Below are 21016 nucleotides of genomic sequence, written 5' to 3' on the forward strand. Positions count from 1 at the left end.
CACTCTCCTCGATGCCCTAGGCGGGCGGGCATGCGAGCTAGGCGGAAGCCCTCGGACGTCGGCCAGCGCACAGCACCGAAGGCGAGTCGGCTATTCATCGATGCTCTCACGGTCCCTCTCCTGCCACATCACTCGTTGCCCGCCTCGGTCGCGAGGGCATCGAATCCCGGCGATCGGTAGACCTCCTGCGATCCCGGATGCGTCTCCACATAGGCCACCAGCTCCTCGACTGCCCAGGGAACGAAGACGATGTCGGTCACACCGTGACACGCAATGATCTTCCCCAGCTTCTCGGGGGCGACGAAAGCGGCAAGCACCGGGCCTTCGAGCTTGCGGACCTGGATCTTCTCCGTCAGCAGTTGGATCGTGACGCCTTTGAGGTCGAGTCGATTGTCCCGGTCGAGCGCCTTGATCACCTGCTCGCTGAACACCGTGCGGAACACGCCGTCCAGATTGCTCTTGCTGTGCACGGCCAGTCCCATCACCGAGCCGCCGCGTTTCTGCAGCAAGCTGCTGCAGCGCAGAAACGCCGCACGCAATGCCTCCGCGTCAGGCCCAACTGATGTGGTGTGAAATCGATCTGTCAAATGTCCCCCTCCTACATTGCCGCGATGAATTCATGTACGCGCGCCAGCAAGGCGTCGAACTCCGGTTGCCCTTGGTAATACAAGGCGCTGGTCTTGCGGTATTCCTGCGCAAAACGCTCCCGTTGCGCGCTGTCCGGCAAGAGGAAGGCCGGATTGCGCGCGATCACCAGCTCGTCGCCGCTGCGGAAACGTTGCGCCTTGCGCTCCTGGTAAGCCGGCTCCTTCATGAAGGCATGCACCTCGTCGAGGCCGAGCAGGCAATACACGTCGTAGTAGTGACGCAGGAAATTGGCCGGAAACGATTGCGCCTCGCCCAGGCGGCGGTATTTGGTGGATATGGTCTGGAGCTTCTCGACGAAGGTGTGTGTCGGCGCATAGCACGGTACCGCCATCGCGCGGTTGTCGAAAACCTCGACGCCCCTGTTCCTGGCCACGTCCCAGGCCCAGGAAGAAATGGTGACCGGTCGGTTCGGCGCCGTGTCATCGAAACCGAGTTCCAGCAGGATGCCGTCCTTGACGCCCGCCAACGCAGCGGCGCGCGTTGCGTATTGCAGCCGGATGCCCGCACCGCGCATCTTCTCGTCGTCGAATTGCGCATCGCGTTCCACCCGGTCAATGCCGGGGATCCGAATGCGCGCCGCCAGCCCGTCGTAGTAAGCGCGCCTCGAAGCAACATGGGCCGGCTTGTCCTGGTTGCGCCCCGACTTCACGTCCATGTCGTCGGGCGGTTCGATGCGGATGTCGATGTCCTCGGAAAAACGATGGATCACGCTGAAGCCCTTGGACAGCGAGGTGCCGCCTTTCAGCTCGAACTGGAAACCCTGCGCTTGCAGGCCCCAGAGGCAATGCATGATCCAGTAATCTTTCTCGACCAGCACCGGGTCCAGGCCTCGCTCATCTGCGACCAGCGCCAGCAGTTGATCAAAATCCTTGCGGTCGTGCAGAAAGTCAGCCATCGTCCCACTCCCGCACGCGCTTGCGCGTTGCCACATTGGCGAAGCTGTCGAGGGCGCGCTGCAATCGCGCGCGATCGAACGACGGCAGCTTGTCCCGCGCCTGGCGCAACACCGCATCGCGGTCCTCGGCCAGATCGTTCAGGTTGTTCAGCAGATCGACGAACAGAAACTCTGGCGTCAATTTTTTTGGAAAGCGCGGCTTCACCCGAAAATCGAACTGGCGGTTGCCGAGCTTGAAGACGCCGTGGCGCTTGTGGTTGTAGACCAGTGTTCGGTTGTACAACTGCGTCGTGCCCAGGCCGATGGCGTTGTAGGCGGAAGGCGAAAACACCAGGAAATCCTTGTCGCGGAGAAAGCCGCCGACCACTTCCACGTCGTCTGGCGGCAGCGGGCCGAAGCTGGACGTTCGTGGCGCGTAGTACAGGCCCTGCGCCAGCTTCTTGAGCTGGCCGGAGGCCACCAGCTCACGCAAGTGCCGGTCGACCGCATTGGACATGCGGGCCAGGTCCTCGCGCCGGTACACACGGCCCGCGCGCAACCCGTCCGCGAGATGCGCGGTGGCACGTCGCAAGGACTTGACCGGATTGGGTGCGGTGGCAGCCACGGCATGAATTTCCATTGAGATTTCATGCAATTTTAGCCCGTGTACCGTCGTTACGCCAGCACGAGACTGCTTCCGTGCGCTCCCGGCCGTCGTCACAGCCAATGACGACGGACCTTCGCTCGCCAGCCAGACTGGCTTCGGAATTCACGCTCCCATTCACACTGATTGCAGATATAATGAAACCATGGTTACATTAAAACTGTTTCTATGAGTTCACAGAACTGGCTACTGCTGACATACAAGGTGCCGCCTGAGCCCGCCAAGAAGCGCATCGCGCTGTGGCGCAAGCTCAAGGGCATGGGCGCCGTCTATCTGCAGAACGGGGTTTGCCTGCTCCCCAAATCCGACGATCACGCCCGCCGTCTCAAGATCATCGAGCACGACATCCAGGAAATGTTTGGAGACGCCGTTCTGCTGGAAACGGTCGCACTGGATCAAGCTCAGGAAGACAAAGTGGTGGCGCGCTTCAAGGCGGACCGCGACGAGGAATACGTCGAATTCCTCGACAAGTGCAAGGACTTCGAGGCGGAGATTGCCAAAGAAACGGCGGCCAATCACTTCACCTACGCCGAACTCGAAGAAAACGACGTCGACCTGAAAAAGCTCCAGACCTGGCTCGAGAAGATTCGCAAGCTCGATTTCTATGGTGCGGCTCTCGCCGCTGAAGCACAGCGTCGCCTCCAGGCCTGCGAGGCCCTGCTGGATCGCTACGCCAAGCAAGTCTTCGAAGCACAGGACGAGAACCGATAGCAGGACCTTCCATGACAAAAACCACCTCGACGCTCAGCCAGATCCCTTCCGGGGTCTGGGTCCTCGGCTTTGTCAGCCTGCTGATGGACATCTCCTCCGAGATGATCCACAGCCTGCTTCCACTGTTCATGGTCGGCACGTTGGGGGCCAGCGCCTTGGCGGTCGGACTGATCGAGGGCCTGGCCGAGTCCACCGCGCTGATCGTCAAGGTGTTTTCCGGGGCGCTCAGCGACTACCTGGGCAAACGCAAGGGGCTGGCGGTACTGGGCTACGCGCTGGGAGCGCTGAGCAAGCCGCTCTTCGCCATCGCGCCGGCCATGGGCATGGTGCTGGGGGCGCGCCTGCTTGACCGGGTCGGCAAAGGGATTCGGGGCGCACCACGCGACGCGCTGGTGGCCGACATCGCGCCGCCCGAGTTGCGGGGCGCGGCGTTTGGACTTCGCCAGTCGCTCGATACCGTGGGCGCCTTCCTTGGGCCGCTGCTGGCCGTCGGCCTGATGCTGCTGTGGGCCAACGACTTCCGCGCGGTGTTCTGGGTTGCAGTGATTCCCGGTGCGCTTGCCGTCGCACTGCTGTTCATCGGCGTGCGCGAGCCGCAACGGCACGTTGGAGAGAAGCGCAGCAATCCCATCCGGCGCGAAAGCCTCAGGCGGCTGAGCTGTGCGTACTGGTGGGTGGTCGGTATCGGTGCCGTGTTCACGCTGGCACGGTTCAGCGAAGCGTTCCTCGTGCTTCGGGCGCAACAGGGCGGCATCCCTGTCGCCCTCGTGCCTCTGGTGATGGTGGCCATGAATCTCGTCTACTCGGTATCAGCCTACCCGTTCGGCAAGCTGTCCGACCGCATGAGCCACTCGACGCTGCTGGCGCTGGGCCTGGGCGTGCTGGTTGCCTCCGATCTGGTGCTGGCACTCAACGACCATTGGTCAACTGTCACCGTCGGCGTCGCGCTGTGGGGCATCCACATGGGCATGACCCAGGGTTTGCTCGCGACGATGGTGGCCGACACGGCCCCGGCCGACCTGCGCGGCACCGCCTACGGCTTTTTCAACCTGGTCAGCGGCATCGCCATGCTGGTGGCCAGCGTCGTGGCCGGCCTGTTGTGGGATCGCCTCGGCGCATCCTTCACCTTCTATGCGGGTGCAGGGTTTTCCGTGGTCGCACTGGCAGGCCTCACCATCCGGCAGCGCCTCTCCCCACGAACCCATCTGGCGTCTTGACGCAGGGCGACGCCGCTGCGCCCGCAGACCATGCCCATCGGCGAATTCTTCGACGCGCGCACTTAGCGACGCGTCGCGGCGGAAATCAGGTTCGGCCTGAAACCTGCCCCATGGTGCTATTCCGCGTGACTCGAGCCCGAACTTAGGGCTCGGCGCCAGCCTATCGCCTACCAAGGGCCGCGAATCGATCCGTCCGATCGCCGTCGAAAAGTCCAACTGGCTGTTTGCCGACGGTCTGCGCATGGGGAACCCGTCCCGCCCGGCCACGCGCCCAGAGTTGAAGACAGCAACCGTTCGGCGGGTCCGGGAAGACGATCAGCGTTTTAGGACTGTCTTACGATAGGCGTATTTAGCCTATACACTGGCAGCATAATCCAACCCTTTACGGGGCGAGCCATGCAGAAGATGATCGTCATCCCAGCGCAGATCCGTGCCGGCCGAGCACTGCTCGACTCGTCGCAAGATGAACTCGCCAAGGCGGCTGACGTAGCGCTCACGTCGGTCCGCGATCTCGAAAGCCAGAAGCGCGCGGTCGCGGCGAACAGCGGCACAGCCGCCGCTTTCCGCCGCACGCTGGAGAACGCTGGCATCGAGTTCTTGCCCGGTACTGCGGACGGCGGTCCAGGGGTACGGCTGATCGCGAACCGCCCGAACCTGGCCCGCCGGCCGACGACGATGACCAAGTGGGACGGATTGCCGTTCACGATCGAATGGCAAGGCAAGGAAGTGACGGTGTTCCTCACCCGCGAGGCGATCGAAGATCTCGGCCGGCACACCGGCACCGAAGAGGACGCCGTCTATCTCAAGACCTTAGACAAGTTTCGCGGCAGCATCCTCGACGGCGTGCGCGCCGCGCTCGCCGATCCCAAGAATTTCGATCGGCAGGGCAATCTTCGGTTGACCGGCGCCTATCTGCCCGAGTTGACCTGACCCATGAGCGCGATTGAAGAACTGCTCAAGGAATACCGCGGCGAAGTCAACGTCGCTGCATCCAGCTTCTACGCCTGGAAGAACATCAACAACCTGGCCGCGAACGACACTGCATTGTTTCAGGCGTTGCAGCGGAATGCGCTGTCATGGAACCTAATTGTGCATGCGCTGCAAATCGCGTTCTTTTCGGCGCTTGGGCGACTCTTTGATCGCGACAAGCGCTCGCTCACTGCCCGCACGTTCATCAGCCAATGCGAGGTGGCCCTCAGCCAATTCAGCAAGCCCGCGCTTGAAGCACGTCGACTGGCCAGCAACCACGGTGTTAGGCCGGATTACTTGGATGGGTACCTGCTCGGCGTGTACGAGCCGGTCGCTGCCGATTTCCAAGCGCTCGCGGATGCGATCGGACCGTGGGAGGCTGTGTACAACACCAACTACCAGCCGATTCGGAACAAGCTGATCGCCCACAAAGATGTGGCAACGATCGGCGGCAAGGACTCGCTGTTTGCGAAGACAAAGATCGAGGAGGTGGAAGCGATCCTCGAAATCTTGCATCAGGTTGCCGCAGTCGTCGAACAGCTTTTCAACAACGGCAGACTGACCAATTTGATCGACCACAAACTGCGCGAAGAAGAATACGTTCGCCGGGATTTGGAGAGTCTCCTGCGCAAAGTTGCCGCATGACGAGAAAGCCACCCACGCAAGAGCGCATCACCCCATGACAATCGACGGCCTCCTGACCTTCCTCGCGCTGCTGATTGCCGTCTACACAATCATGTCGCGGGCACAGCGCCTGAATCTCTCTCTGAAAATCCGCATTTGGCATTGGGCAGCAATCATCCTGCTACTGCTGGCCGTGCATGTCCTCGAACTTCCCAAAATCGTTGCCGCCCTCCCGAGAGTGCCGCCAGTCGCCGATTGGGTCCTTGAGCCGAAAGAGGCCGCGTATTTGCTCCTCCTTGCGGGCGCACTCTGCCTCGGGGTGCTCATCCACTTTTCACCGCTTCCGCGCAGCCGCGTGCGGCGGCTTGGCCAACTGATTGATGAGCTCACAGTAAACGGGCAAACGGTCGAAGTCCTGGCCCTCCTGCAGACGCACCTGGATCGCTTGGTCCGCATCTACAAGGGCGACTTCCTGTTACCGCGACTACGGGCGCGGTTGGTCTCGAGGGACCGGTTCAATCGAGGGCCGGATCTGGAACGTCTCGCCGAACAGTTGCTTCAGTTGGCCCCAGGAGAGCCGTTAAGGCCGCCCAGGCGCACTCTCATTGAGAGGGCGAAACACGTAATCGGCAGTATCCCGTCGCGACTGGGGGAGTTGCTTCCCTCTGCTGAAACGCAGCAAGAAGCCGTAGGCGTGATGCTGCGATCGACTCTTCTACGCCCGGAATGTGTGCAGGCGATCGCCAAGTCGCAGGCGCACTTCGGATTGCGCGTGCTCGCAATGGATGCACAGGAACGGTTCCACTTTTCCGATGAATTCTTGCGCGCCTTGATGCTAGATACGTCGAGCATTCTTTATTGGGAGATCAGGAACAATCAGAACTACGCGCGCGGACATCGCTACAACTTGCCCGAAGGCAATCGACTCCTCCGGTACCTCTTCGCCGACGCCAAGAATGCCGAAGCCTTGGGCGTCTGGGAGCCGGTTGGAGAGGCAGTCATCGCTGAGCTTGATCGGCGCCACCGCAGCGAGACCGATCGGTACAACGATAGCTTGATGGACTATCGTGACCGATATCAGTGGAAGTGCCCAGTGTTCGTCGGCATCCGGTTCTTCGACATCATGGTATCGGAGGCGATCGCGCAGAACATTTGCTGGCACATGTGGCTCTACTACTATCCGCATTTCGTGGATGGCATCTGCCGAAACTATGCACCGGACGAGCAGCGCGTCGAACTCGACGATGAATTTCCAACTGTGTACAGCTTCCTCCTGTACGAGATCGTGTCGACACTCCGTCACTGGATCGCCGAGGTCCGTGACCTGCCGCCCGATCAAGAAAACATCGTGCTTGAGGATGACGCGCTCACACACGAAAACGGCAACATCATCAAGAGCAGCATTCTCGTGCTCGGCATGTGCCTGAAGACAATCCTGGTCACGGAGCGCATCCCGCCTCGGCTTAAGTCTTATCTCGCCTCGATCGGGCTCGATCTCTTTCTCGATTTCGTCCGCGTCCCGAAATTGGCGAGCTATGCCGGCGTTCTTCGAGCCTCTCTTTTGGCCGGCGGGTTCGACCACCGAGACACCGAGAGCGCCGCCTATACGGGGAACTTGATCGCAGCGGTGGTCCGCAACGACAACGTGCCCCATCGACACGGGGATGTCACCGCACTCCTGGATGACCTCTTGCAGCAGTTCGCAGAGTCAGCGGAGCTGGACAGCCTCGCGCAATATGTCGACGTGCAACACATCGGTGACCATGAAGTTAGTGTTGCCGGCGGACACGGGGGGCGCCGCTACACCATGGCGCGTCGGGCCTGAAGACGGTATCTGCTGAGTTAGCTGCCGCCCGGTTCGTCTATGCCGTACTCGTGGGCCACGGTGAGCGACTCGCTCAGGCGAATGCCGGTACTGGGTTTTAGTTAGCATATCTGATGCAGTGCACCGCCGCCATCGGCCTCGTAGGCCCGACCTTCGGCTGCCCCCCGCGCGGAGTGCTGCATCCGCGATCCGTCAACATGTAGGTCAAATACTCGCTTTGTCGGCCCGTCACTGTGCATGAACAAGATCACCCTCACCATCGGCAAAGTTGTACTGAGCCTTCCTATCGCATATGGGCTTGCATACCCCTTCCTTTACCCAACGGCAGGCGGAGGCGTTCTCGGCGAGAAGGAAATGCTCGGGACGACAGGCAGCGCAGTTGTCGCCCTGGTCTTCCTGATGCTGGTTTTACTCTACGCGAACGATCTCAAAACCACCCTGACATTGGTCCATCGAGAATCGCGGGCGGCCGAACCAAGCAGTGTCTGGTTGATGTTCTTGCTCCCCTACAACTTCATTGAAGATTTCTTCATCATTTCCAATGTCGCAAAGTCGCTGGAATCAGAGGCCCGCATCAGTCCGGCGCTTGCGAAATTGAAATCGTTTGGCAGGGCAAGCGGCTTCGGCTGGTGTCTTGCGCAAGTCATCTCTCTGACACCCAACAGCGCCGGGTCAGTCGCTGGCATCGCGGCAATAGTGCTCTGGATATGGCACTGGATATTTGTGCGCCGGACAAACAGCGTACTGAAATGGAGCAAGACCTCAACAACCGCGCCCGCATGAACCCGCAGGCGGGCGCACAGGTGCCAAAGAGACCTGTCTTCAGAACCGTGTTACGCAAGTACCGAACTCGCTGCCAATGCGAGGCGGCGATATCAATCCTATGGCACCGCCCGCATAAGTGCCGCATGCATCACACAGTCATCGTACGCTCTTCCGTTTCATCCAATCTTTCGACCAAATCAGCTCGCCAGACGACGTACAGCGTGTCGACCCGTTCCTTACCTCGTTCGTAGGCGTCAAACGAGGCCTCCACGCGCTGTGGGGCTTCGTGCAACGACCGCACTTCCGTGGCGGACTCAGATTGCCGCGACCACGCGGGTGTGGCTCGCTTGATGTAGCGACTCTGAATATGCTCCTCGATGGCCCGTCGATTGGACATCAGGTGCATTCCGGTGGGCGCCGGAAACGCCACGCTGGCCAGGCCGTTGGCCTCGGCAATTTGGACAGCCACCGCGAAAAAGCTCGCCACGATGGAATCGGCAGCGTGTCCAGCAAGCATCTCGTCCGTCGGGTTAAGTGCACGGATGACCAGGCTCGGCCGAATCGGGTCGATTGCCGGCACGACCTCGACGTATAGCAAGGCCATGCCCGCCAGGCGCTGTCCCTCCGGATCGAACACCAGCAAGTGCGATTGGCGCGCCTCTCTCCACATGTCGACGTTTGCAGCCGTACACAAACTGACCGCCGATTTTGCGAAGAATGCCGCTGGATGCTTGGACACGACAGCCTTGAGCGCGGTGGTCTCGTGGCCGGCGCTGCTCGCCTTGCCGAACTTGCGCCACTGACGGCGTGCCCATGCCAGGTAAATCGGCAGGACCTTATCTCGAACCCGCATCAGGCTTGACCGGAGCCGAGCCCGGCCGTCCTCCGCTTCCGCCCGGTGTGAAATCTGCTCAAGACGGGAAGCCCAGTGGACTGCTTCGTCGTCATCGAAGCGCTGCACGAAGCGCTCCAGATGAGCATCCAGCGCATCGGGCAAAACCACATCGAACAGCGCGATCAGTTCTCCCATGCGTTGATAGGCGATCAGGCTCTCCTCGTCGATCAGGGTCAGCGCCTCGAATCCTTCGCGGATCCATTGCGCGGCAACGTCATCCTCGCGCGCGATGGCCAACAAGCTTCCCAAGTGCAGCGCAAGCGACCCGATGTCCGCTGAAGGCTCGCTCAGCTGTTTGGGACTCAGATGCTGGCAGGCGGTGAACATGTCGTGGAAACAACTTGGTGCGAAGCGCCCAGCAAACTTCGCTGCCCTGCAAAGGGTAAAGAAGCCGTTGCGATCCAAAGGCCGCTGAATCTGCCAGCGGGCCTGCGTCCACGACATCGGATAGTGGGAGCGGAGCTTGAGCCCATCCACGTCACGTTCTCTGCCGACCACGCCCGGCCACTGCGATGTCACCGTATCGGCCGTCGTACGATAGATCAGGGCGATTGCATCCACTTCGAAGGGACTCAGGCTGGAGCCGGTCGGTCCTCGCCCATCCAGCAAGTCCGCCAGCAGCGGCGTCAGCCGGGCGAGCCTTATCTCGAGGTCATGCTCGCCCTCCCAGCCGCCTTCAAAGAGGCTGGGCAGCAGCCCTCCGCCGGTTCGCCCCAGTATCACCGACAAAGCGGGCAGCATTGCCGCTCGCTCCTGACGCTCGGCCATCTCGCTCGCCCGTCGGTACGCCGACTGGGTCGCTTCGTCGGCCTGGAACGGCCAGCGCCCGATTCGGGCTACAACACGATCGCTCACGGCACCGGCGATGCAGCGCTGATTGCCGTGCAACCGACTGAATTCCCGGCGTATGTACGCGTCGTCGAGCAGCACCTTGTCGACCGCATCGAAGGCGCCCCAGCTGCGGTAGCCGTCAATCCCCTTGGCGTCATGGTAGTACCAATCACGGATCGCCTTGAGACTTCCCAAGCTGCGGTCCTCGACCAGATAGCGCAGGAACGGCACTCCCAGCGAGACCAGCCGCAGCGCCTGCTGCAGCGCCGGCATGCCCGGCATGTCGACAGCCGAGACGAGATACTCGAACGCATCGAGGTACCCACCTTGGCCCGCCTGCTGCACCCAGGTCGCGACGAGCGGGAGCGGTTCTGCGCGGCCTCGCTCGCCCAGGATGGCCAGGAGGCGATTGAGCGTCGGCGCCGACACGCTGACATAGCAGGCCAGGAACGCCAACACAGCGTCCGCGCCGCCATAGCCGTGATCGGCCAGCACCCTCAGAAAGGCGGCGAGATCGCGCTTGCCGGTCAGGTACACCGCGCATTGCGCGATCTGTTCAATGCCGAGCGCGTGCGGAGGCGAGACCAACAGTTTCAATGCATCGACGGGCGGCGCGCCCTGATCGCGTTCGTCGGCCACCGACAGCAACAACTGCTGGCAACTCGCCACACCGTCGAGATCCGCTCCCAACGCGAGCAACCCGCGCACGAGCTCTGCCGAGACGTTGCGATGCGACTCCAGCAAGGGCTTGAAGCGACCGATGTCGCCGGCGCTTCGCGCTCCGATGGTCTCGAGGATGAAGCGCCACCCCTCCGTCGGCGTCCGCCACAGCGACTCTCCGACTTGCGCGAACACCCTGGACAAGTCGGTCACGCCGGCGCCCTGCAGCAGCGCGAGGTTCGCCGCCAGCCGGTCAGGCGCCAGCGTCTCGAGGTAGAACCGGGAAACACCGGCAACCAGCTCCCGATCTATGTCATACGCCAGCAGGCATCGGATCGTGGCGCGTGCGTCGAGCAGCTCAGACGGTTGCGGACGAACCGCATAGAATTCCCGCGCCCGCACCTTGCGGCCCGTCCATGAGAGTTCCGCGACATGCCGGATGGCGCCCTCTTCGACGAGCGCCCGCAGCAGACCACCCGGCGGCCTGCCAGGCGTCCGCGGGAAGGCCTCCATCACCGCATTCGGAACGCGAAGGCCCAGGCAAAAACCAGCCTTGAGCACATCTAGGTCAAAGTATTGAAGGTTGCCCAATTCCCGTGTGCTTTGCGCCGGGTCGAACCGCAACAGCGCGAAGTCAAGTTCTTCACTGTAATAGTCGAAACCAGGGGGGAGTGTGCGCTCAATGAAGTGCCGGAAGATGTGCGCACGGCCTTCGAAAGTGCGCACGCGCCGGAGCAGCCGGCGTGCTCGGTGCAGGCGCATCGCATCCGGCAGAACGAACAACGCAACCTGCCCCACGATTGCCGCCCGTGTCGGCAGGAGCGCTAGCGATGGTGGGATGCTCAAGGCCCGGCGAATGACAGACTCGAGCTCGGGTGATTCACGCAAGAGCGCTTCCGCGTGATCAGCCACATCGCCTCGAAACGCGGCAATCGCCCTTCGGCCCATGCCGAAAGGCCGCAGCTTGTCTTCGTCCGCGTCGAATCGCCGTCGGCCACGGATCGGGCACTCATCCTCGATCTTCGCTAGAACACGCTTGCGAAACGCCCGGTACGCATTGCTATCCCTCATCGCTTCCCTTTATCTCCCCCCGATGCGCCCGTGACCCGGCTCGTGGTCAACGCAGGTTTCGACCATGCCGGTCGATGGTTGGCAGCGCGGGCTCAATTCTACTTGAGCGAACACTATCAATAGCAGGTAGGCAGTCGCGTGCGATCCATTGGCTAGGTCCCTGATGGATGAAGCCCCATACCAACCGCCTTCCGCAACGGCGGGGAATCGTCGCCCGTTTTCCGATCAATGCGCCGAAGGCCCTGTTGATCTGTACCGCGCAATCGCAGACTGAAGGGGCATCTGGCCTTAAGCCAGCGCGCGCCCTCGTGGGCGCTCCGATTGTTCGGCGTCGCGGTCGTTACCCGCATTTGATTGCAGCGGCCCAGCCGCTGCTGCGTCGATCCAGCCTCGGTGCTGAGTCGATCGCCACCGCTTTGGCGGGTTGAAGAACTCAACCCGCCCGTCATTCCCACCCCTGGGGAGCATGTCTCCCCGAGTGGGCAGGTGTGTTCCCTCTTTCCCTGGAGAACACACCAATGGCACGTCACGTCGCGCCTTCTCTCTGGCTGCCCGGCTTTGAGCCGGATGGCCTAGCCCTCATCGCCGCGCCACAACCGGCGACGGCGCCTTCCCCAACCCCTGAGCCACCCGACCTCTTCGGAGGCCCGCCTCGCGTCAATGTCAACGCGCACGAAAGCAGCGAGACGACCACGCTCCCGGAGTCGCCTGCGGTCGCTGCCCGGGCGAGTTGGCGCGTCAACACCCACGCAGAAACGGGTACGCGGGAGCTCTGGCCGCTCCTGGAGGCTTGTGCCTTGGCCGATCTCGGCGGCGCGGTGGCGAAGTTCGAAACCAACATCGCCGCCATCGAACTGCTGCGGAATCAGGAATCCGAACCCCGCGCGCTGTTGCCGGACGAGCGAAAGTGCCTGCTACGTTACACCGGATGGGGCGGCCTGCCCGCCGCGTTCAACCTCGACGGCGACGATCCTGCCTGGGTGGAACGTGCGCGCCGTCTGCAGGCACTGCTCGGCGCCGAGGACTACGAGTCGGCGCGATCGTCGGTCAACAACAGCCACTACACCGAGGTCCACGTGATCGAGGCGATGTGGCAGGCGGTCGAGCGTTTCGGCTTCAGTGGCGGGCGCATCCTCGAACCCGCGGCTGGCATCGGCCATTTCATCGGCGCCATGCCGCGCGGACTGGCCGAGCGCAGCAGCGTTACGGCCGTCGAGATCGATCGGCTTGCCGGTCGCCTGCTCAAGGCGCTCTACGAGCCCGGCGGCGTCGACGTGCGGATCTCTCCGTTCGAGAAAACCGCCCTACCCGACCACTGGTTCGACCTGGTGATCGGCAACGTTCCGTTCGGCAAGTACAAGGTCGCCGACCTGGGCAATCGGGCCTATGCCCGCTTCAGCATCCACAATTACTTCTTCGGCCGCGCGCTCGACCTGGTGCGGCCCGGTGGCATGGTGTGTTTCATCACCAGCAGCCACACGATGGATGCGCAGTACGACGCGGTACGCGAGTACATCGCTTCGCAGGCGCATCTGCTGGGTGCCATCCGGCTGCCCAAGGGCGCGTTCTCGGGGCTCGCCGGCACCGAGGTGCAGACTGACATCCTGTTCCTGCGCAAGCGGCAGCGGGCGGAGACAGTCGAAGCGAACTGGCTGAAGCTGGGAGCGGTGCCCGACAGTTTGCGGCACCCGCGCTGCTACGAGCGCTACCTGCCGATCAACGCCTGGTACGCCGAGCACCCGCAGTTCTGCATCGGCCGCATCCGGCACGAAAGCAATGGCTATGACGAAGTGCCGGTGGCCGTGTTCGAGGGCGACCTCAAGCCCGCGCTGCGCGAGCGCATCGTCCTGCTGCCGGCCGGCGTCTATCAGCCGGCCGTCCACAAACCCGCGTCCTTGCGGGTCGTTGTTCCAGCCGAGACCGGCGCGCGGCCCGGCAGCTACCGCCTCCACCAGGGGCGGGTGCACCGGGTCGAGGGCAGCGAGATGGTCGATGTCCATGACCAGCTCAACGCGACGCAGCGCGCCCGGGTCACCGGGATGTGCGCCATCCGCGAACACGCCCGGGCCCTGCTCGACGCGCAGTTGGCGGACGACGCCGACGGTCGGCTGGCTCAGCTGCGGGCCATGCTCAACGGGACCTATGACCGCTTCGTCGCGAAGTACGGCTGCCTGTCCACGCGTGCCAATGCGCTGGCCTTCCGGCGCGACCCGGACTATCCGCTGCTGCTGTCGCTGGAGCACTACGACGAAGAGTCGGATACCGCGCGCAAGGCGGCGCTGTTCTCACGGCGCACGCTGAGCCGGGTCGTCGAACCCAGCACGGCCGGCGATCCCGTCGAAGCCTTGGCGGCCTCCGTCCAATGGCGCGGCCGGGTCGATCCGGCCTACATGGCCGGCTTGCTGTCGGCCCCCGAATCCGCGGTACTGGCGGCCCTGGCAGAGGCGGGTCACATCTTCCGCGATCCGGCGGATGCCGAATGGAAGACCGCCGACGAGTACCTGTCGGGCAACGTGAAAGCGAAGCTCAAGCAGGCGGTGCTGTCCGGCAGTACCTACCAGCGCAACATCGACGCGCTGGAACAGGTGCAGCCGGAGGACTTGCTGCCGGCGGCGATCGAACCGCGCCTGGGCGCGGTATGGATCCCGGCGATCGACGTCGAGGCTTTCATCCAGGAGGTGCTGGGCCTGCAGGATACGCAGGTCGGCTACTCGGCCGAAGCGGGCGCCTGGTCGGTGACCTACAGCGAGTGGGCTGCCCGCCAGAACGTGAAGGTGACGCAGGAATTCGGCACCTCACGCATGAACGCGATCGAGCTCGTGCAATGCGCGCTCAACGTGCAGGTTCCCACCGTACGGGATCGCGATCCGGAAACCGACCGGTACTTCGTCAATCCTGACGAGACGCTGGCCGCCCGCGAGAAGCTGGGCCTGATCAAGGAACGGTTCGCCGGCTGGGCCTTCGAGGACACGGCGCGGCGCGAGAAACTGTGCAGGATCTACAACGACCTGTTCAACGCGACACGTCCTCGCTGCTTCGACGGTTCACACCTGAAGCTGCCGGGCTTCTCGCACTGCTTTGCGCTGCACCCGCACCAGTTGGACTCGGTGTGGCGCGTCGTGCAGTCCGGCAACACGGGGCTCTTCCATGTCGTCGGGGCCGGCAAGACGGCGGTGTGTGTCATCGCCAGCATGGAGCTGCGCCGACTGGGGTTCGTGAGCAAGCCCTGCCATGTGGTCCCCAACCACATGCTGGCCCAGTACACCGCGGAGTTCGTTCGGCTCTACCCCAACGCGTCGGTGCTGATGGCCACGAAGGAGGACCTGGAAGGCGATCGCCGGCGCGAGCTAGTGTCACGCATCGCCACGGGCGATTGGGACGCGGTGGTCATCACGCACTCGAGTTTCGAGCGCATCAAGATGTCGCCGCAATTCACTGAGCGATTCATCAAGGAGATCATCCATGAGCTAGAGATGGCGGTGCGCGCCGAGAAGGCTAACGATCGGTCCAACCGGATCGTCAAGCAGCTCGAGGCGATGAAAAAAAACTGGAAGGTGCGGCTCGAGAAGCTGTCGGCCGACCAGAAGAAGGACAACTTGCTGACCTGGGAGCTGCTGGGCATCGATGCCTTGTTCGTGGACGAGGCCCACCTGCACAAGAACCTCTACCGGTTCACCAAGATGACGCGGGTGGCGGGCTTGCCGATGACGAGCTCGGAGCGCGCCTTCGATCTGTTCCTGAAGACGCGTTACACCATGCAGCTGCACGGGCATGCGCAGCGCGGCGTGGTGTTCGCGACCGCGACGCCGGTGGCCAACACCATGGCCGAGATCCATACCATGATGCGCTACCTGCAGCCCAACCGGCTGGAGGAGCTTGGGCTGCAACAGTTCGACGCCTGGGCCGCCACGTTCGGCGAGAGCGTCACGGCGCTGGAGATCGCGCCGGACGGCAGCGGCTACCGCATGCACACGCGCTTCGCACGCTTCATCAACGTGCCCGAGCTGATGGCCGTGTTCGGCGAAGTGGCCGACATCCGCACGGCCGCGATGCTGGCCCTGCCGGTGCCGAAACTGCGCGGCGGCAAACCACGCATCGTGGCCTGCCCGGCCAGCGCCTCGCTCAAGGCCTTCGTGCAAACGCTGGTCGAACGCGCCGAGGCCATCCGCAACGGCCACGTGAAGCCGAATGAAGACAACATGCTGGCGATCACCACCGACGGCCGCAAGGCCGCGCTGGATTTCCGGCTGGTGGCGCCGCTGGCGCGCTTCGACGAGAACGGCAAGGTGGCCGCCTGTGTACGCGAGATACATGCCATCTGGCAGCGTACGATGGATTTCCGCGGTGCGCAGTTGGTGTTCTGCGACCTGTCCTCGTCCAAGGGCGGCAAGGCCTTCAGCGTCTACGACGACCTGCGGAAGCGTTTGATCGATGCCGGCATCCCCGACAAGGCGATCGCCGTCGTCCATGACGCCGAGACCGACGTCCAGAAGGCCACGTTGTTCAAGGCTGTGCGGGAAGGCCGAGTGCGGGTGCTGCTGGGGTCGACGGCCAAGATGGGCGTCGGCACCAATGTGCAGACGCGCCTGGTGGCCCTGCATCACCTCGATGCGCCCTGGCGTCCCTGCGACGTCGAACAGCGCGAAGGGCGCATCCTGCGCCAGGGCAATGAATGTGAGGAGGTGGAGATCTTCCGGTATGTGACGGAAGGGTCATTTGACAGTTACATGTGGCAGACGCTGGAGACCAAAGCGCGTTTCATCGCCCAGGTGATGAAGGGCGACAAGGGCATCCGGTCGCTGGAGGATGTGGAGCTGGCGGCGTTGTCCTATGCCGAGGTCAAGGCCTTGGCGTCGGGCAATCCGCTGGTGATCGAGAAGGCCGGGATCGACGCGGAGGTGGCCATGCTATCGACGCTGTTCTCGGTGTGGCGCAACCAGCGCTATGCCAACGAAAGCGAAGTGGGCCGGCTGCCGATGATGATCGAGTCGCTGGAGAAGCGGATCGCGCTACATGCGCATGACGTGGCCCGCATCGAACCGCAGACCATGCAGGGCATCACGATCGATCTGTCCGGCCGCAGGATCGTCGGCCCCGATGCAGTGGGCGAGGCGATGCGCGGCCTGGTGAAGGCTGCAAAGGAAGAAGTGCGCACGGCGAGCCGCATGATCGAGAGGATTGTCGGCCGCTGCGGCGGCTTCGATCTGGGCATCCTGGCCGCGCGCGGCGAAGAGACCCCCAACCTGTACCTGGCGGGCCACTGCCTGTACAACGCCGAGCCCTATCAAACGGGTCCGGCGCTGGTGGCGGCCCTGCTCGGCGCGCTGGAGTCGGTGGGCAAACAGCACGCAGATGCCGTGGCACAGTTGGTCACCCGCCGCAAGCGGCTGGAAGACCTGCGGCTGGAATTGGCACGGACCTTCGAGCACGAAAGCCGTCTGACCGATCTGCTGATCCGCCAGCGCGAGTTGCTCAAGCAGCTCGACCTGGACAAGGACGAGGCCGGCAGCACAAAGGTTGACGCCGAAGAGATGCGGCAAGTCGCTTGATCCATTTCACCCCCATGGCCGAAAGGCTGTGGGGGTTTTGTTTTGGCAGTGTGCATTGCGCCGTCGCGCAAAGCCTGGGCCGTGCGAAGCAACACAAGTCACATGAATTCGCGCGCTCCGCGGCATGCTGACACTTCACGCATGTCGTAATAGCCAGAATCGATGTTGCACGGGGCGCGTCAGCAATGCACCCTGCTACGTCGTAGGATGCGTACCCACGCGCCCTTATCGAGCGCGCTCGGCAAGAGGCCCTGAAGCAGCGAGATCTGTTCCGATCCAATCTACTTCGCCGTGGCAAGAGCAACGGCATCCGGACCGGCCGCAAAATGAAGCTGCTCCGACGTATCGTTCGCCGCCTGCCACACTACTTCGGCCACGTCAGCCCCCGTTGTCACCGTAGCTGGCTTGGCAAACGCAGCGAAGATAGGCTCGGCGAACGCCATGTAGGCTTGGGGAATCAACCCCTGCATGCGGGTGCTTCCGTTTTCGGTGAAGCGAGTCGTGGGGCCATAGCCCGGCTCGACCAGCTTGACGCGGATGTTGAAGGCAGCAAGCTCGAACGCCACCGAGCCAGTGAGTCCTTCGATCGCTGTCTTGCTGGCCGTATAGACGCCAGCCAACGGCATCGCCGCCAGCGTCACGCTGGAAGTCACGTTCACGATCACGCCGGACTTGCGCTCTCGGAATTGGGGTACGACCGCCTGCATCATCGCCATGACACCGAAGGTATTGGTCTCGAACACCTCGCGGGTCGTGGCCATCGACGTAGCCTCAAACGCGCCGACAACACCAATGCCTGCGTTGTTGACGAGCACATCGATGGGGCCAGCCGCCTTGATCGCAGCGGCAATGCTCTCGGGCTTGGTCACGTCCAGCGCAAGCACGCGCAAGCGGTCCGAATGGGGCAGGATGTCTTCACGTGGGATACGCATGGTGGCGATCACGTTCCAGCCCCTTGAATGGAAGTGGCGGGCGGTTTCCAGGCCATAGCCGGATGAGCAACCCGTGACGAGTACTGTGTTCATGATGGCTTTCCTCAGTGGTTAGGGGTGACGTAACGATAGCCATTAGGATCAGGACTGACTATAATTTTTAGTCCACATTTCATTATCCAGAGTCCAGACATGGTCGATCCGCTATCTGAGGTCATCACCTTGCTCCGACCTCGGACTGTGTTCAGCAAGCTCATCAGCGGAGCTGGTCGGTGGGGCGTTCGCTACTCTGCCTTCGAGCAGCCAAGCTTCTGCACTGTCCTCGAAGGCAGCTGTCTTCTGACGGTCGATGGGCAGGAATCCATCACGCTCAAGGCGGGAGACTTCGTGCTCATGCCTGCAACACCCGGCTTCACCATGACCGGGTTCGAGCCCGTGACGCCTGAACAGATCAATCCGAAGACGATGCTTTCTCCGACGGGTGAGGTCCGCCACGGAAGACGCGGTGGCCGACCTGATGTACGCATGCTCGGCGGGTACTTTCTGTTTGATTCTCCGGATGCTGCGTTGCTGGTATCACTATTGCCTGTGCTATTGCATGTGCGCGGTGTGGAGCGGCTCTCCACCCTAGTGCAGCTCGTCAGAGAAGAGTCCTTGGAGCAGCGCCCGGGGCGCGATCATGTCCTCGTCAGGCTAGTGGAGGTTCTGCTTGTCGAAGCGCTGCGCTCAATGGCCGAAACAGATACGCCCGCGGGGCTGCTTCGCGGGTTGGCTGATACCAGGCTCGCGACAGCGATGCGACTCATGCACGGTGATCCCTCCCGGTCTTGGACAGTGGAGGAACTCGCAAAGAAGGCCGCACTGTCACGGTCCGCATTCTTCGAGCGATTCACATGCGCCGTGGGACTGCCTCCAATGGAGTACCTGCTGGCGTGGCGCATGGCTATCGCCAAAGATCTGCTCCGGAAGGGTGATGTTGGAATCGCAACAGTCGCCGAACGAGTAGGTTATGGATCAGCAAGCGCGTTCAGCACCGCATTTAGTCGGTATGTCGGCCAACCGCCAAGTCACTACGCTCGCTTGCATTGAACATTGCCAGCCCTCGGCCACATGAATCCCGTTAGCCGAGGATCGTCGGGGATGAGCAATTACTGCAGACGGTGCAGCTTCATTGACGGGAACGATCCCTATAAAGCCAGCTCCTCGACGGCCTTGTTGGCCCTCGGCACCGCGCCGATAGCCAAATCGGGGATGTTCATGCCTTCGGCCCGAACCGTCTGCACATCCACGATGCCGATGAAGCCCAGGATCTGGCGCAGGTAAGGCTCAACGAAATCCCACGGGCGCCACGGGCCACTCGTGAACACGCCGCCGGAAGCCAAGACTAGGATAGCCTTCTTGTCCTTTGCCAGCCCCAGGACACCGCTGTCGGCGTACTGGAAGGTTCTGCCCGGCCGCACGACGAGGTCGATCCAGGCTTTGAGGGCCGAAGGGATCCCGAAATTCCACATCGGCGTTGCGATCACCAGAAGATCGGACTCCAAAAGCTCGTCAATCAGTTGATCCGACTGCCGGGCCGCCTCCTTCAGCCGTTCCGCCTCGTCTGCGTCCTTCGTCGAGATGGCCCGAAGCGTGGTGTCGTCCAGATGGGGAAGATGCTCGGCGGCCAGATTGCGCCGTATCAGCTTGGCCGACGGATAGAGATCGGTGAGCCGCGCGGCAAGCGTGTCAGAGACCGATCGGCTTGCGGAAGCCTTCCCTCTCGGGCTGGCTTCGATGAAAAGGATGGTGTTCATCGCGACACCTCCTGGGAGTTGGCCGCAGGGCGAGCCCGCGCGGTCAATGCGTTCCAGGCTGCAAGAGAGTCCATGTAGTCCCTCCAGTGCGCGACCTTCCGGTTCTCGATCCTGATGATGGAGCAGAAGCGGTTGTCGTATTTCACGTCCGTCGCGAGGATGATTCCGTGAACCCCGTATTCGATGACGACGACACGACCTCCCTCCGTCTGGTGGACAACCAGTTGATCGGCGGATTGCAGAGCGATGTTGTCGACGTAGCCCCTGAACGCAGTCATCAGGTCGGTGCGGCCCCGAATGACGCGAGGCCAACCGGGGACGTCATAGAGAACCTCGTAGACGGTGTTGTCGGTGACGACATCGAAGAAGTGTTCGCCATCGACAAGATCACCTAGCGCCTCTCGAACCAGATCGAAGTAAGGGGCAGCGGGGTTGAAGGCAGCGTATTTCGGCTTAGGCATTCCAGACTCCTTTCGCGTTTTGCGTAGTTGCTTACGAAATGAGAGTTAAATATAAACAGGAAGCTTGTTCCGAAGAAGAAGGCACTTTAAGATCAGTCGCTAACACCGAGGTAAGTGATGAAGAAGCCGAGCAAGTCAGGTCAATTGGACCCCGCCGCCATCTGCAAAAGCTCGGACCCGATGGCGGTCCGGGAGCTGCTGACGAAGATCGGCGACAAGTGGACGATCTTCGTGGTGCTGTCGCTAGACCTGCTCGGTGGGCGCGCCCGCTTTTCCCAGCTCGAACGCGCGGTGCCTGGGATTTCGCAGCGAATGCTCTCCTTGACCCTGAGGAATCTCGAACGCGATGGTCTGGCGATTCGCGAGGTATTTCCCGAAGTGCCGCCCCGTGTCGAGTACGAGATGACAGACCTCGGACGGAGCCTCCTGCTCCCGACGCAGGGACTGGTCGATTGGGCCAAGGCCAACTGGGAACAGGTCAGGCAGGCGCAATCCGCTTATGACGCGAAGTAGCGGCTCCCATT

16 protein-coding genes are annotated in these 21016 nt (G+C 62.4%); 9 read left to right on the plus strand and 7 right to left on the minus strand.

The annotated features are described in order from the left end of the window. Window positions 1–128: 128 nt before the first annotated feature. The 3 genes from P3W85_RS00455 to P3W85_RS00465 all read right to left on the minus strand — a co-directional run bounded on the left by P3W85_RS00455 (window position 129) and on the right by P3W85_RS00465 (window position 2162). Window positions 129–509, minus strand: a complete 381-nt coding sequence (locus tag P3W85_RS00455; RefSeq protein WP_276263314.1) for a hypothetical protein — start codon at window positions 507–509, stop codon at window positions 129–131. Window positions 510–598: 89 nt separating this feature from the next. After that, window positions 599–1543 (minus strand): nucleotidyl transferase AbiEii/AbiGii toxin family protein, encoded by a 945-nt coding sequence (locus P3W85_RS00460; RefSeq protein WP_276263315.1) that lies wholly within the window; start codon window positions 1541–1543, stop codon window positions 599–601. Then, the gene (locus tag P3W85_RS00465) at window positions 1536–2162 is read right to left on the minus strand and encodes a hypothetical protein (RefSeq protein ID WP_276263316.1); all 627 of its coding nucleotides are present in this window, start codon (window positions 2160–2162) and stop codon (window positions 1536–1538) included. Before P3W85_RS00465 ends, P3W85_RS00460 begins: the two co-directional genes overlap by 8 nt. Before the next feature lie 192 nt (window positions 2163–2354). On the opposite strand from P3W85_RS00465, the gene P3W85_RS00470 reads away from it, so the two are divergent. The 6 genes from P3W85_RS00470 to P3W85_RS00495 all read left to right on the plus strand — a co-directional run bounded on the left by P3W85_RS00470 (window position 2355) and on the right by P3W85_RS00495 (window position 8315). Further along, complete coding sequence (locus P3W85_RS00470; RefSeq protein WP_276263317.1) at window positions 2355–2897, plus strand: Chromate resistance protein ChrB; 543 nt, start codon at window positions 2355–2357, stop codon at window positions 2895–2897. Between the two features lie 11 nt (window positions 2898–2908). Continuing rightward, window positions 2909–4114, plus strand: coding sequence for an MFS transporter (locus tag P3W85_RS00475; protein ID WP_276263318.1), 1206 nt, complete (start codon window positions 2909–2911; stop codon window positions 4112–4114). Between the two features lie 396 nt (window positions 4115–4510). Next, entirely contained in the window at window positions 4511–5044 is a 534-nt protein-coding gene (locus tag P3W85_RS00480; protein WP_276263319.1) for a hypothetical protein, read from the plus strand. Between the two features lie 3 nt (window positions 5045–5047). Continuing rightward, window positions 5048–5728: a hypothetical protein gene (locus tag P3W85_RS00485; RefSeq protein WP_276263320.1), complete on the plus strand. Its 681-nt coding sequence runs from the start codon at window positions 5048–5050 to the stop codon at window positions 5726–5728. A 34-nt stretch (window positions 5729–5762) separates the two neighbouring features. After that, complete coding sequence (locus P3W85_RS00490; RefSeq protein ID WP_276263321.1) at window positions 5763–7532, plus strand: hypothetical protein; 1770 nt, start codon at window positions 5763–5765, stop codon at window positions 7530–7532. Between the two features lie 237 nt (window positions 7533–7769). After that, a complete protein-coding gene (locus P3W85_RS00495) occupies window positions 7770–8315 on the plus strand; it encodes a hypothetical protein (RefSeq protein ID WP_276263322.1) in 546 nt (181 codons plus the stop codon). 130 nt (window positions 8316–8445) lie between these two features. Here the strand turns inward: P3W85_RS00495 and P3W85_RS00500 are convergent, their stop codons facing one another. Further along, window positions 8446–11754 (minus strand): hypothetical protein, encoded by a 3309-nt coding sequence (locus P3W85_RS00500; RefSeq protein WP_276263323.1) that lies wholly within the window; start codon window positions 11752–11754, stop codon window positions 8446–8448. Between the two features lie 797 nt (window positions 11755–12551). Here P3W85_RS00500 and P3W85_RS00505 point away from each other — a divergent pair. Further along, complete coding sequence (locus P3W85_RS00505) at window positions 12552–17303, plus strand: Eco57I restriction-modification methylase domain-containing protein (RefSeq protein WP_276263324.1); 4752 nt, start codon at window positions 12552–12554, stop codon at window positions 17301–17303. A gap of 281 nt (window positions 17304–17584) precedes the next feature. Here P3W85_RS00505 and P3W85_RS00510 read toward each other — a convergent pair whose 3' ends face one another. After that, window positions 17585–18328 carry an SDR family oxidoreductase gene (locus tag P3W85_RS00510; protein ID WP_276263325.1) on the minus strand — a complete coding sequence of 248 codons (744 nt, stop codon included), beginning with the start codon at window positions 18326–18328 and terminating at the stop codon, window positions 17585–17587. 99 nt (window positions 18329–18427) lie between these two features. On the opposite strand from P3W85_RS00510, the gene P3W85_RS00515 reads away from it, so the two are divergent. Beyond that, the gene (locus P3W85_RS00515; protein ID WP_276263326.1) at window positions 18428–19324 is read left to right on the plus strand and encodes an AraC family transcriptional regulator; all 897 of its coding nucleotides are present in this window, start codon (window positions 18428–18430) and stop codon (window positions 19322–19324) included. A gap of 98 nt (window positions 19325–19422) precedes the next feature. On the opposite strand, the gene P3W85_RS00520 is transcribed toward P3W85_RS00515, so the two are convergent. Together P3W85_RS00520 and P3W85_RS00525 are read right to left on the minus strand one after the other, a co-directional pair. After that, window positions 19423–20031, minus strand: a complete 609-nt coding sequence (locus tag P3W85_RS00520; protein WP_276263327.1) for an FMN-dependent NADH-azoreductase — start codon at window positions 20029–20031, stop codon at window positions 19423–19425. Continuing rightward, the gene (locus P3W85_RS00525) at window positions 20028–20492 is read right to left on the minus strand and encodes a nuclear transport factor 2 family protein (RefSeq protein ID WP_276263328.1); all 465 of its coding nucleotides are present in this window, start codon (window positions 20490–20492) and stop codon (window positions 20028–20030) included. The genes P3W85_RS00520 and P3W85_RS00525 overlap by 4 nt, the downstream gene beginning before the upstream one ends. 117 nt (window positions 20493–20609) lie before the next feature. Here P3W85_RS00525 and P3W85_RS00530 point away from each other — a divergent pair, with 117 nt between their 5' ends. Next, the gene (locus P3W85_RS00530; RefSeq protein ID WP_276263329.1) at window positions 20610–21005 is read left to right on the plus strand and encodes a winged helix-turn-helix transcriptional regulator; all 396 of its coding nucleotides are present in this window, start codon (window positions 20610–20612) and stop codon (window positions 21003–21005) included. Window positions 21006–21016 lie beyond the last annotated feature (11 nt).

The sequence above is a fragment of the Cupriavidus basilensis genome, from assembly GCF_029335485.1.
GTDB lineage: Bacteria > Pseudomonadota > Gammaproteobacteria > Burkholderiales > Burkholderiaceae > Cupriavidus > Cupriavidus basilensis_E.

Coding starts and splice junctions, on each gene's coding strand:
- P3W85_RS00525 (WP_276263328.1), bottom strand. CDS start 20,492: ATGCCTAAGCCGAAATACGCTGCCTTCAACCCCGCTGCCCCTTACTTC.
- P3W85_RS00475 (WP_276263318.1), top strand. CDS start 2,909: ATGACAAAAACCACCTCGACGCTCAGCCAGATCCCTTCCGGGGTCTGG.
- P3W85_RS00485 (WP_276263320.1), top strand. CDS start 5,048: ATGAGCGCGATTGAAGAACTGCTCAAGGAATACCGCGGCGAAGTCAAC.
- P3W85_RS00465 (WP_276263316.1), bottom strand. CDS start 2,162: ATGGAAATTCATGCCGTGGCTGCCACCGCACCCAATCCGGTCAAGTCC.
- P3W85_RS00515 (WP_276263326.1), top strand. CDS start 18,428: ATGGTCGATCCGCTATCTGAGGTCATCACCTTGCTCCGACCTCGGACT.
- P3W85_RS00510 (WP_276263325.1), bottom strand. CDS start 18,328: ATGAACACAGTACTCGTCACGGGTTGCTCATCCGGCTATGGCCTGGAA.
- P3W85_RS00470 (WP_276263317.1), top strand. CDS start 2,355: ATGAGTTCACAGAACTGGCTACTGCTGACATACAAGGTGCCGCCTGAG.
- P3W85_RS00495 (WP_276263322.1), top strand. CDS start 7,770: ATGAACAAGATCACCCTCACCATCGGCAAAGTTGTACTGAGCCTTCCT.
- P3W85_RS00490 (WP_276263321.1), top strand. CDS start 5,763: ATGACAATCGACGGCCTCCTGACCTTCCTCGCGCTGCTGATTGCCGTC.
- P3W85_RS00460 (WP_276263315.1), bottom strand. CDS start 1,543: ATGGCTGACTTTCTGCACGACCGCAAGGATTTTGATCAACTGCTGGCG.
- P3W85_RS00480 (WP_276263319.1), top strand. CDS start 4,511: ATGCAGAAGATGATCGTCATCCCAGCGCAGATCCGTGCCGGCCGAGCA.
- P3W85_RS00530 (WP_276263329.1), top strand. CDS start 20,610: ATGAAGAAGCCGAGCAAGTCAGGTCAATTGGACCCCGCCGCCATCTGC.
- P3W85_RS00520 (WP_276263327.1), bottom strand. CDS start 20,031: ATGAACACCATCCTTTTCATCGAAGCCAGCCCGAGAGGGAAGGCTTCC.
- P3W85_RS00500 (WP_276263323.1), bottom strand. CDS start 11,754: ATGAGGGATAGCAATGCGTACCGGGCGTTTCGCAAGCGTGTTCTAGCG.